Origin of the sequence: Candidatus Nitrotoga sp. AM1P (genome assembly GCF_013168275.1) — a bacterium.
Classification (GTDB): Bacteria; Pseudomonadota; Gammaproteobacteria; order Burkholderiales; family Gallionellaceae; genus Nitrotoga.
On the sequence record NZ_AP019547.1, the window covers coordinates 871,962 to 884,425 of the forward strand.

Consider the following 12,464-nt stretch of genomic DNA (forward strand, 5'->3'; position numbering starts at 1 on the left):
ACGTTGATGCTTAAACGCAAAGAGGCACAGCGGAGCGATATCAGCCATTAATTTTGAATAGCTCCCTAGTTTATTTGTTGAGCATCACGATGCTTCACCTCATTTGCGAGGTAAAGTAGTTACAAAATAATCAAGGAAAAATTATGTCGGCAAATTTTGTTGCATTAGCCTATTTGATCGCCGCAGTTCTATTTATCCTGGCGCTGAAAGGCTTGAGTTCTCCCATTTCCGCACGGCGCGGAAATATGTTTGGCATGATAGGCATGGCTATTGCGGTGCTCACCACACTGACCATCACTCAGAACCTGATTTATATCGCGCTTGCCATCATCGTGGGCGGAGCGATAGGTGCGGTAGTCGCCCGGCACATTCAAATGACTGCCATGCCGGAATTGGTGGCGGCAATGCACTCGCTGGTCGGTCTGGCAGCGGTGCTGGTCGCCATGTCCGCGTTTTATAATCCAATTGCCTACGGCATTTCACCGCTGCACGTCAGCAACCTGATTGAATTATTCATCGGTACGTTTGTTGGTGCGATTACATTCACCGGTTCCATCATCGCTTTCGGCAAACTGTCCGGCAAGCTCGGCAGCAAGCCGCTGCATTTTGCTGGGCAGCACTGGTTTAACTTGTTTCTGGGTGTTGTGATGATCGCCTTCGGCATCATGTTCATTTTCACGCAAAGCTGGGTGCCATTCCTGATCATGATTGCCTTGGCACTATCGCTGGGTGTATTACTGATTTTGCCGATTGGCGGAGCGGACATGCCCGTTGTGGTATCCATGCTTAACTCTTATTCCGGATGGGCGGCGGCGGGCATTGGCTTTACCCTGAATAATAATATGCTGATTATCGCCGGTTCATTAGTCGGCAGCTCTGGTGCGATTCTTTCTTACATTATGTGTAAGGCAATGAACCGCTCTTTCTTCAATGTAATTCTTGGTGGCTTTGGTGGTGGTGAGGGTACCGTGGGAGCAGGAGAGGTCGAGCAGCGGCCGGTACGTAGCGGTAGTGCGGATGACGCTGCGTTCCTGATGGGCAATGCGGATAGCGTCATCATCGTGCCGGGCTATGGTCTGGCGGTGGCGCGGGCGCAACATGCAATCAACGAAATGGCTGACCATTTGATCAAGAATGGCGTCAAAGTGCGTTATGCCATCCATCCTGTGGCCGGACGTATGCCGGGCCACATGAACGTATTGCTGGCTGAGGCTGAGGTACCTTACGATCAAGTATTTGAAATGGACGAGATCAATAACGAATTTGCCGATACTGATGTGGTGCTGGTCATCGGTGCCAACGACGTGGTAAATCCTGCAGCCAAGACCGACCCGAACTCCCCTATTTATGGCATGCCGATCATTGATGCGCACAAGGCGCGTACTATTCTGGTAGTCAAACGCAGTATGGCTGTCGGCTATGCTGGACTGGACAATGATTTGTTCTATTTAGACAAAACCATGATGGTATTTGGCGATGCCAAAAAAGTAGGTTAATACTTGATTTCATTTAAGAATAATATCCCGGCTTACCGGGATATTTATTTTAGACATCTCTAAATAACGCCGAGCTTTGCAAATATCTTCTAACATAGTCAATATTTTAAACAACGCAATTCAGCAGAGAAGATAAAACCTGGATTGTAGAAATACCCTAAATTACATTGGGTCCCAGAACCCATGTCACATAAAAAACCGAATTACATATGCATTCAGGAAGTCATGGAGGGCTTTAAAGTACTTCTACAGATTGTCGTAAGGTAATATTCAAGATAATTATCCATGAGATACAAAAAGTGATTTTTAAAAGACCCCTAGAGTAATTATGTTCAGCGTTCAGCCACACTACAGTTATGGAGTTTTCATACAAAATATGATACTAAATTATTAACGTGGTGAAGCCATCCACTGCATCACGCATTAATCCTATTCAGCAGCTATTATCATGGTCTCCTGCTATCCGATTTCTACCATGGTTGGTAGTAATTGTTTCTTTAGCTGTAACCCATCAGTTGTGGAGGAATGCGCACTACGAAGCTATACGGGAATTGCAATATGATTTCAATTTCCGTTTACTCGATGTCAACAACCGCATTGAACAACGCATGCAATCTTATGAACAAGCATTGCGGGGTACACAAGGTTTATTCGCAGCTTCCATCAGCGTAGAGCGCAACGAATTTCATGCCTATATCGTTGCTCAACATATTGTAGAGAGCTTCCCTGGTATACAAGGTGTGGGGTTTTCGCTGGTCACCCCTACGACCAAACAAGATAAACACACTGCCACCTCCTCCAAAGAAAGCTTCCCCGTATACCCTAACCCTCCTAATGAGAAGCAAAAAATCACCACCTCAATCGTCTACATCGAGCCATTCTCAGAGGGTAATCGACATACGTTTGGTTACAACATGTATTCCGATCCTGTGCGGCGCACCGCAATGGAGCAAGCGCGTGACAACAATAAAGCCGTTATCACTGGCAAGACGAAACTGATACAGGAAAATAGCGAAAGCGCGCAGACTGGTTTTCTGATGTATCTGCCTATCTATAAAAACGGGACACCCTACGCAACCTTGGCTGAGCGTCGTACCAATCTTGTTGGCTGGGTCTTTGCTCTGTTTCGGATGGATGATCTTATGCGTGGCATTCTCGGTACGAGCATTTCTGACATCGACATCAAAATCTACGATGGCGAGGAGATGTCGAGTAAGACGCTCATGCATACAACCGACAACACCAATAAAAACGACATCAAAAGGGACTCACTTTTTCATGCTTCAAAGCACCTTGAAATTGCTGGCCACACCTGGACAATGGCTATTAGCTCCCTCCCCAACTTTGAGGCGCAGCTAGTCAAAGAAAAGGCTCAATCCATTGTTGTGGTTGGCTTAGCTGTAAGTATATTGCTGGGGCTACTCACAGGATTGCTGGTGCAGGGCCGAGAACGCGCTCTTCGAACTGCGCGAAAAATGAATGAACGATTAATCGAGAGCGAGGAACGTTTACGCCTTAGTCTGATGTATGGCGAAATCGGCACTTGGGATTGGGATGTTTGTACTAACGAACTATATTGGTGCGATCATATTTCTGTTCTTATGGCCTGTCCTGCAGGAAAACAAAATGGTACTTATGAAGATTTCCTGAGCAGCATACATCCTGATGACCGTCAGTATATGATCAATTCCATGAATAGCTGTGTTAAAGAAAGCACTAAATACAACATAGAGCACCGAGTTATTTGGCCAGATGGCACGGTACGCTGGTTACATCAACGCGGTGGGGTGATACGCGATACAGACGGAACTCCGCTGAAGATGCTGGGTGTGGTCCAGGATGTGACCACCAAAAAGCTGGAGGAAATGGAACTGGTGGAAATCGACACCAGATTGCACACCATCATTGATGCTGCCCCAGACGCCGTGGTGTTAATGAATTCCGATGGCTTACTCACGGGCTGGAATGGTCAGGCAGAAAAGATTTTTGGCTGGGTCAGGGAAGAAGCCATCGGACACATGCTGCACGATTTGATTATCCCGCCGCAGTATCGTAATGCGCATATTCAGGGCTTGAAACATTTTTTAGCTTCCGGCAAGGGAGCCGTCCTGAATAAACGTATAGAAATAACAGGTTTACATCGCGATGGCCATCAATTTGCCATCGAATTAGCAATATCTCCGGTCAAACAAAAGGGCAAATATGAATTTTGCGCTTTCATCCACGACATCACAGCACGCAAGAAAACTCAAAGTTTGCTGCTGCATGCCAAAGAAGACGCCGAGCGAAGTTCCGCAGAGTTAATCAGCTATATCCAGGCAATTGACCAGCATGCCCTCGTCTCCGTTGCCGATCCTTCCGGGCGCATCATCCAGGCCAATGACAAGTTTTGTGAAGTCAGCGGCTACAGCCGGGAAGAGATGCTCGGCCATGACCACCGTATTATTAATTCTGGGGCGCATCCAAGCGCTTTTTTCGTCGAGATGTGGACTACCATCGCCAGTGGTGACATCTGGCGTGGTGAAATTTGTAACCGCGCAAAAAACGGTGAACTGTATTGGGTGGATAGCACTATCGTGCCACTCAAAGATGCGAACGGGCAAATTGTACGTTACATATCGGTCAGGGTTGACATCACCAAACGCAAGGAATCTGAGCAGCACATTCAATCTCTTGCCTACTACGATGTATTGACTGGCCTGCCCAACCGCACCTTGCTGCATGACCGTCTTGGCCAGTTGATCGCTGAATCACATCGCGACCAGCAGAAATTTGCACTGCTATTCATCGATCTTGATCGCTTTAAATATGTAAACGATTCGATGGGGCATGCAGTGGGCGACAAGTTATTGCAGGTAGTCGCACTGCGTTTGCAAGAATGTGTGCGCGAAGTAGATACCGTATCACGTATCAGTGGTGACGAATTTATCGTATTACTGCGTGAGACAGAGGCAAAAGGTGCGGCACGTGTGGCTAACAAAATACTCAAAGCGCTGACGACTCCTTGTGATGTGGGCACTCTGCAAATCGCCACCCATGCCAGCATCGGCATCAGTATCTACCCTGACAATGCGGATAGTCAAGACGAAATCAATACGTTGATCAAGCATGCTGACGTGGCGATGTATCGTGTAAAAGCCGAGGGCCGCAGCAATTTCCTGTTTTTTGCGCCAGAAATGAATTTTCGCGCCAATAAATTATTTTCTATGGAAAATGATCTGCGCTTGGCATTGGAACGCAATGAATTTATATTGCATTATCAACCCCAGGCGAATTTGATCAGCGGAATGGTGTGCGGTGCAGAGGCATTACTGCGCTGGAAACATCCAGCAAAAGGCTTTGTTACGCCAGCAGAATTTGTTCCTGTGGCCGAAGAGACCGGGCAGATTATACCTATAGGTGAATGGGTGTTGCGCACAGCTTGCGCACAATTAGCTGCATGGAGGCGACAAGGGATGTCCATATTCCCGATATCTATAAATTTATCTATCAGTCAATTGCGTCAGCCACAACTGGCGCAATTGATCATCGCTGTACTAGAAGAAACGGGGCTGCATCCAAAGGACTTGGAGTTGGAAATTACCGAAGGCGTCATGATGAACGAGGCTCAAGCGTCAATGGCTTTCCTGACCCAGATGCATGAATTGGGAGTGCAATTAGCCATAGATGATTTCGGCACGGGTTATTCTAGCCTTAGTTACTTGAAGAAAATGCCACTCGATCGACTGAAGGTGGATCAATCTTTCGTACGTGACGTCGCTACTGATGAAAATGATGCGGCTATCGTTCGGTCCATCATTAGTCTGGGCCACCAGTTTAAATTACAGGTCATTGCGGAAGGAGTAGAAACGTTGGAACAACTGGATTTCTTGCGTGTTCGAGGCTGCGATGAAATTCAAGGTTATTATTATAGCCGTCCTCTGCCAGCTGAAGAATTTGCGATATTTATCAATGGTAATCCAGTGCTGGATTAGGATTGGATCTAATTTTTAGCTACCTTATTCAAACAGTATTGGTCTGAAGCTGTTGGCATTAGCGGGCTGGTCGACACAATCCACAGCACATCAATAATGTCCACAGTCACAAGACCGATGTCGGCGATGCGCAATGGCTGGCGATAGCCAGCTTTCTGCTCGCCCAAATGGGGGATTTTTCACGTAACACTTTATAGACATCAAGAGAGCCAGTGTGACGGGAAAACAATAAGGGTGAGCACGACGATAAGCACACAAATCGCGATGATAACTAAAATCAGCACGATGAAAGCCCAGATGCTACGCCATATACTATTCATGTTTTTTCATCTTTAAGTCTTTTGATGCGAGTACATCGTCCAAAGCAAGTCCAGTCAGGCTGGAAATAGTGCGCCACAAATAATAAAAAATTATCATCATGAGCATGGACGGAATCGCGATCACTGGGTAACTTAGTAAAGTTAATTGTCCCAGCTCCTCATTGAAGGCAACACTACCTGTCGGACTGACAACAATCCACTTTGCGAGAACGTAGTTCATCCCTGAAGAAAAGAAAAACGTCCCGCTAAGCAGGTAAGAAGCGTTTAATAATCGAGCTTCAAAGGCCTCAGTCTTATTATTCTCAACAAGTTTCTGTGTAATTTTTTCAATGTCGATAACGGTTGGGTTATATAGCAATGTTCTGATCAGAGGATAACGTGAATAAGTAGAAAGGAGCACCGCAATACCAATCAGGCCTGGAATAGCCGCCTCTTTGATTGCCAACCATCGGGTACTCAATGTCAGTAACCCAATACCACCTGTCAGCAACGTGCTGATCAAACCAAGAAGTGCTATGAAGTTAAATTTTTTGTATTTCAAATACTCAAATAAGCCCCATATTAACGGAAAAGCCAAGGCTATAATTAGAGCACCGCTCGCACCAAGACTATTCTCGTTGCTGAATTTCATAAGAACAACGGAAGGGATAAGAATACTGACTAACAAGTCAATAAATGGACGTGGGATATGATTTAGGGCTTTTTTTTCCTGCGCGAGTGGATCAATCATAAAAATTTTCCTGGGCGTAATCCCAATTTTCACTAATCACTTTTGAATAGCCACCTTAGGTCATTCAAACGAAAACAATCACAAATATGGATACGTTTAACTCATTATTAATTTTAGTGATATCTTTCATGATGACGTAATGCAAGCCAAGACACCATATTTTTCAGAGGTTTTTTCACTTTCTACGCCAAACGCTCGCCAGCCAAGGCTGCTGTTCTCGCGGCAGGTTGTCAGGGCGGTAATAGTGAATAAGCTCAGTAAATCCAGCGTCTGACATGAGGTACCGCCAAGTATCAAGATTGTAATATACGCCGTAGCGCCCGTGGTTCCATCCTTCCTCGTTATGCCCGTGTGGGTTGGAACTAAACAGAACAGCGCCCGGTTTCAGCGTCGTATGCAACTCATGTAAGATACGTGGCAACACTTGACTGGGCGCATGGAAAAGTGAGGCGTTGGCGAACACTCCATCGAAATATTTGGCCGGAAGATCAAGCTTGAGGAAATCCTGCTGCCACACTTCGCAGTGGCTGTAGTCGCGCGCCATCGCAGCGAAACGCTTGCAGCCATCCAAGCCCGTTGCCATGTGCCCCATTTGTGCAAACACCTTGAGGTCTCGCCCCGGCCCACAGCCAAAATCCAGTATATTGAAAGGCGGCCCAACCTCGATGTAGTGCAGCAACGACATGATATTTTGACTAACATCGTGATTACGTGTGCCTACAAAAAAATCTTCGGCGTGCTGGTTATAGTACTTTAAGGTAAGCGTGGATATTTTTTCTAAATCTTCCAAATTCAACTTCATCTTGCATCTAAATTATTGTGTAATCGACGATTTAACTTTACTTTAATATTTAAAGAGCAAGGTCGTCCAGCTTGACTATTTTTTGATTTTTACATATCCAGATAATGAAGTTACAAAAACAAGCACATGAATTACTTATGGTATTTAACCTAGCAGATGTTTTATTTGTTCCCTTTCTTTCAATAACTCACGATAATTTTCCAGCATATGTCGGTGGCCGAGTTCACCTATCGACAGATTCTGCACAATTTGGTAGTCGCCGTTATGACAAGTAACCGGGAAACCGTACACCACGCCTGTAGGTATATCATAACTTCCATCTGATAGTACGCTCATGGTGACCCAGTCATCATGGTGCGAGCCAAGTACCCAATCATGCATATGGCCAATAACTGCGTTGGCAGCGCTGGCAGCGCTACTCAAACCGCGCGCTTCGATCACCACCGTACCACGCTTTTGCACGGTGGGGATAAATTCGCTTTCAATCCAGTTATGATCTGGCAAAATATCAAGGATGTTGCGCCCTCGTATCTCGGCATGGGACAGATCAGGGTATTGCGTACCTGAATGATTGCCCCATACCACCATTTTTTTGATATTGCCAATGGGCTGAGAAAGCTTACGCGCTACCTGCGCGATGGCGCGGTTGTGATCAAGCCGCATCATAGAGCTGATATTTTTCGGGTTAAGATCGGGGGCGTTATGTATGACAATTAGTGCATTAGTATTAGCCGGATTACCTACCACTAAAACTTTGACGTGGGGTGCGGCAAACGCATTGAGAATCTTGCCGTGTTCAGCGAAAATACCAGCGTTAATCTCGATTAATTCATTGCGTTCCATGCCCTTGCTACGCGGACGCGCACCAATCAGCAACACAATTTCTGCATCACGAAAGGCAACCTTGGGGTCATCGGTAATGACAACCTGCTGCAACATGGGAAATACACAGTCTTCCAGTTCCATCGCTATTCCGCGCAATGTTTGCTGTGCTTGTGGTATATCCAGCAGTTGCAAGATGATGGGCTGTTCGTGTTCCAGCATATCGCCATTGGCGATGCGAAACAAAAGACTGTAACTGATCTGACCAGCAGCACCAGTGATAGCGATGCGAATAGGTGCTTTCATAGCAATCTCCTACACGATGAATTATGCAGACATTCTGACAGTGTTTGTCAGTCAGGCAAAGGGGGAACTCAAGAGTTCAGTTTAAAGCCAATTTTAGTACAGGTTCAAATACGGGCCGAAAATGTTGCTATCAAATTGAATTGATATGGAAATTATAAATCATAACATTCGACAATACTATCTTAGTAAAGCTTGTCACTTTAATAATGACTGCCCTACAAATTTTAAGACAGATCGTTGCATAACTTAACATATAGAAAGCAGTAAATAGGTGCGAGGCATGTCATAATCTATAGTTATATTCTTGCATAAAAATTACTTGCCAGAATCTCATCATGCAAAAAAATTTACTATGAAAAATTCATTGGTGGCCGTCCTTGTCTGGATTGCCGTCGCTTTGCTTGGATCCGCCGCATTGGGCGGTATAGCGCTGAATCGCGGCGAGTCGATCAACGCACTGTGGTTTGTCACAGCCGCGCTGTGCGTATATGCGATTGCCTACCGTTTCTATGCAACATGGATTGCCACCAAAGTCCTACTCATTGATCCGACTCGTGCTACACCCGCAGAGCGACTCAATAACGGTCGAGATTATATTCCAACCAATCGCTGGATCGTATTTGGGCACCATTTCGCCGCCATTGCGGGACCAGGGCCTCTGGTCGGGCCGACTCTAGCTGCCCAGTTTGGTTACTTGCCAGGTACGCTATGGATATTATTCGGCGCAGTACTCGGGGGCTGTGTGCAGGACATGGTCACGTTATTTTATTCCACCCGTCGTAATGGCCGTAGCTTGGGTCAAATGGCGAGAGACGAACTGGGTGCCATCGGTGGTATTGCCGCACTAGCCACCACGCTGTTTATCATGATTATCCTCATCGCGGTACTTGGCTTGGTAGTGGTCAATGCCATGAAACACAGTCCCTGGGCTACTTCTACCGTGGCTGCCACTATCCCCATCGCTATGTTGGTGGGCCTATATATGCGTACCATCCGCCCGGGCCGCGTGCTCGAAGGTTCGTTACTTGGCGTCATCTTGTTACTGTTAGCTGTGGCGGGTGGTGGATGGATTGAGCACCAACAGAACCTACGCGAGTTTTTTGATTATCCCGGTCTACCATTAGCTTGGATGGTAATTGCTTACGGTTTTGCAGCAGCTATTTTACCCGTATGGCTGTTACTCGCGCCTCGCGATTACCTGTCTACCTACATAAAACTCGGTACTGTCATACTGTTGATGCTGGCCATTGTATGGATGCAACCGAACGTAAAAATGCCCGCATTCACCCAATTCGTCGACGGGACCGGCCCTATTTTTGGAGGTAAATTATTTCCTTTCGTGTTTATCACCATCGCCTGTGGTGCAATCTCTGGCTTTCATGCCCTTATCGCCTCCGGCACTACGCCAAAGCTGCTTAGCAATGAGTGCGACATCCGCATGATCGGCTTCGGTGGCATGGCACTGGAATCTTTCGTTGCAATCATGGCGATCATTGCAGCCACAGTGTTAGACCCCGGCGTGTTCTTTGCTATCAATTCTCCAGCTGGCGTAGTCGGCAAAGAAGCGGCAGATGCGGTGGCAAAAATTTCCAGTTGGGGCTTTCCTGTTACGGTGGTGCAGATGGACTTGCTGGCGCAGCAGATGGGCGAAGCTACCCTGTTCGCACGCACGGGCGGTGCGCCCTCACTGGCGGTCGGCATGGCCAGTATTTTCGGTAGTGCCTTTGGTCAAGGTATGCTTGCCATGTGGTATCACTTCGCCATCATGTTTGAGGCCATCTTCATTCTCACAACGCTGGATGCCGGTACGCGTGTCGGCCGCTTCATGCTGCAAGACATGCTGGGCAATATTTGGAAACCGCTAGGACGCACCTCATGGTATCCATCAGTATTGCTGAGTAGCGGCATCATTGTGGCTGCGTGGGGCTATTTTTTATATATTGGTGTGATTGATCCGAATGGTGGCGTTAATATTCTGTGGCCGCTGTTTGGTATCTCGAATCAAATCCTGGCTGCCATCGCGCTGTGTGTCGCTACTGGCATCCTGATTAAGTCAGACAAGCTAAAATATGCTTGGATCACAGCTTTACCACTTGCCTGGTTGATCATAATTACCAATAGTGCAGCGTGGGAAAAAATCACCAGCACAGATGTACGTATTGGCTTCCTCGCTGCTGCCAATGACCTCGCCACAAAACTCGCATCAGGTCTTCTTTCTCCAGAAAAAGCGACCATCGCACCACAACTCATCTTCAATCAGCGTCTTGATGCAGTACTGACCCTATTTTTTGTCTGCATGTTATGGTTGATCGTGTTCGACATGCTGCGTGTTTGTGTCCGCTACTTTACGGGCAAGCCGGTACCTCCGCTGTCCGAGGTGTCACACCATTTGGCTGGAATGGAGAAAGCGTGGGTACGGGATTGATTAAAAGAAGCGCGAGTGAATCATTGTCCACGGTAAGTGATTCTAGTTTGCCTGTATTGGAAACTACCCAGGATATAAATAGGTACATCACGCAAAACGCTATATTCAGGACAAATAAAACCTGTATCGAACCATTCCCATTTTGGTCATATGTATGGCGCACTATTCGTGAATTGAGTGGAGATGATGCTTACGAACGCTACATTGCACAACATGCCACCCATTATCATGATACGCCGCCGCTAGCACGCAAAGATTTTTTCCTTTACCAGCAACAACAAAAATGGAGCGGTATCCAGCGCTGCTGCTGAGTTGTTACTGACCACAATACACACAGGTTGATGGACTTTATGTTTGAATTATTATAAATTTCACAGATGTTTCCTAAAGTTTTCCATTGCGCAGCCGAGATTAATCTTACCTGTGCAACACTGCAAAAGTGGTTCATTTATTTCTTTCAGGGGTATTCAAGCTGAGCTGAATTGTCAAACATTCAATCTATTGGGTGCAAATTTATTTATAAATTTAACCACGTAAATTAGAGCGAACTCCCTAGGAAGACATATTTTGACTGAAGCTTAGATCAAATACTGAATCAGCCGCATGCACTGTACAAATTGGTAAGTGAGATTAACCGGGATTAGAGCAAAAGAAAGAAGCCATGATACACGACGATTGGACGGAAGTTTCTCGCTTAGCGAAAACATCCGTTCATCCTTCAACAAGCTCAGGACGAACAGATTTACTTCTTCTGTAAGTAGTTTAAAGTTAATTACCCATTCTATTTCTCGTAGAGCCAGATCAAATATTAATTAAGGAGTTTGCATGGTTGTTGAAGTTGGCACGAATAAGAACGGGGCAACACAAATGATAGCGGCAAAAAATCTACGGGTACTGTTGTTGGACGACGACAAGTTTACACTCGAATTTGTTGGCGACATGCTGCTCGAACTAGGTGTTGCCGAAGTCATTAGGGCGGAAAATGGCGAACAGGGACTAGCTATGTTAGCCGGGTTATCATCACAGCCAGATATATTGATATGCGACCTCAGCATGCCTGGAATGGACGGTGTTGGCTTCCTGATGCATCTTGGTATGCAGGGTTACGTTGGCGACGTCATCCTAATCTCAGGGGCCCAACAGCATCTGTTGTCCGGGATGGATATGTATTCCAGCAAGCTTGGCTTGATTCCTTTGGGGACGCTGATAAAGCCAATTGCACGCGATGAACTGGCAGCCGTTATTACCCGATTTTGTCAAGGCAAATGAAAGTTGACTTTCTGCTATTGACGAGATTGCTGAAGTTCTATTTGAAGCGTAATGGTAACCCTTAGATAAATGCAAAATAAACTAAAAAAATTAGACAGATTACACATCTGTTCGTCTTGAGCTTGCCGAAGGATAGCTGGATTGCTAAAGAGTAATCAAGGCTGGGGCCACAGGAAAAAAGTGCATGATGCGCGGCTACTGGATGAAAATTTCTCGCTTGACGAAAAATAAATCTGCTCACTCCTCAATAGGTGATTCAGGGCGAATGGATTGACGTATTCTGCAGGAGATTGATAGTTAATTACCGACTCTATCCCACA

At 46.2% G+C, this 12,464-nt stretch carries 8 protein-coding genes; 5 read left to right on the top strand and 3 right to left on the bottom strand.

Annotated features, from left to right (window positions below):
- Positions 1-143 precede the first annotated feature (143 nt).
- On the top strand, positions 144-1,496 hold the full coding sequence (locus tag W01_RS03880) for an NAD(P)(+) transhydrogenase (Re/Si-specific) subunit beta (RefSeq protein WP_173052285.1): 1,353 nt from the start codon (positions 144-146) through the stop codon (positions 1,494-1,496).
- A 608-nt stretch (positions 1,497-2,104) separates the two neighbouring features.
- On the top strand, positions 2,105-5,470 hold the full coding sequence (locus tag W01_RS03885; RefSeq protein ID WP_173052286.1) for a bifunctional diguanylate cyclase/phosphodiesterase: 3,366 nt from the start codon (positions 2,105-2,107) through the stop codon (positions 5,468-5,470).
- Positions 5,471-5,782: 312 nt separating this feature from the next.
- Here W01_RS03885 and W01_RS03890 read toward each other — a convergent pair whose 3' ends face one another.
- From W01_RS03890 to W01_RS03900, 3 genes are all read right to left on the bottom strand, one after another.
- Positions 5,783-6,520 (bottom strand): VC0807 family protein, encoded by a 738-nt coding sequence (locus tag W01_RS03890; protein WP_173052287.1) that lies wholly within the window; start codon positions 6,518-6,520, stop codon positions 5,783-5,785.
- Positions 6,521-6,695: 175 nt separating this feature from the next.
- Entirely contained in the window at positions 6,696-7,322 is a 627-nt protein-coding gene (locus tag W01_RS03895) for a class I SAM-dependent methyltransferase (RefSeq protein ID WP_173052288.1), read from the bottom strand.
- 144 nt (positions 7,323-7,466) lie between these two features.
- A complete protein-coding gene (locus tag W01_RS03900; protein WP_173052289.1) occupies positions 7,467-8,450 on the bottom strand; it encodes a malate dehydrogenase in 984 nt (327 codons plus the stop codon).
- Positions 8,451-8,802: 352 nt separating this feature from the next.
- Here W01_RS03900 and W01_RS03905 point away from each other — a divergent pair, with 352 nt between their 5' ends.
- The 3 genes from W01_RS03905 (at position 8,803) to W01_RS03915 (ending at position 12,144) form a co-directional block, all read left to right on the top strand.
- A complete protein-coding gene (locus W01_RS03905) occupies positions 8,803-10,875 on the top strand; it encodes a carbon starvation CstA family protein (RefSeq protein WP_173052290.1) in 2,073 nt (690 codons plus the stop codon).
- Complete coding sequence (locus W01_RS14495; protein ID WP_173051639.1) at positions 10,860-11,186, top strand: CstA-like transporter-associated (seleno)protein; 327 nt, start codon at positions 10,860-10,862, stop codon at positions 11,184-11,186. The genes W01_RS03905 and W01_RS14495 overlap by 16 nt, the downstream gene beginning before the upstream one ends.
- 514 nt (positions 11,187-11,700) lie before the next feature.
- Entirely contained in the window at positions 11,701-12,144 is a 444-nt protein-coding gene (locus tag W01_RS03915) for a response regulator (RefSeq protein WP_173052291.1), read from the top strand.
- Positions 12,145-12,464 lie beyond the last annotated feature (320 nt).

What these genes read in the sequence shown, in the direction of transcription:
- W01_RS03880 (WP_173052285.1), top strand. Translation starts at nt 144, where the DNA reads ATGTCGGCAAATTTTGTTGCATTAGCCTATTTGATCGCCGCAGTTCTA.
- W01_RS03885 (WP_173052286.1), top strand. Translation starts at nt 2,105, where the DNA reads ATGCAATCTTATGAACAAGCATTGCGGGGTACACAAGGTTTATTCGCA.
- W01_RS03890 (WP_173052287.1), bottom strand. Translation starts at nt 6,520, where the DNA reads ATGATTGATCCACTCGCGCAGGAAAAAAAAGCCCTAAATCATATCCCA.
- W01_RS03895 (WP_173052288.1), bottom strand. Translation starts at nt 7,322, where the DNA reads ATGAAGTTGAATTTGGAAGATTTAGAAAAAATATCCACGCTTACCTTA.
- W01_RS03900 (WP_173052289.1), bottom strand. Translation starts at nt 8,450, where the DNA reads ATGAAAGCACCTATTCGCATCGCTATCACTGGTGCTGCTGGTCAGATC.
- W01_RS03905 (WP_173052290.1), top strand. Translation starts at nt 8,803, where the DNA reads ATGAAAAATTCATTGGTGGCCGTCCTTGTCTGGATTGCCGTCGCTTTG.
- W01_RS03915 (WP_173052291.1), top strand. Translation starts at nt 11,701, where the DNA reads ATGGTTGTTGAAGTTGGCACGAATAAGAACGGGGCAACACAAATGATA.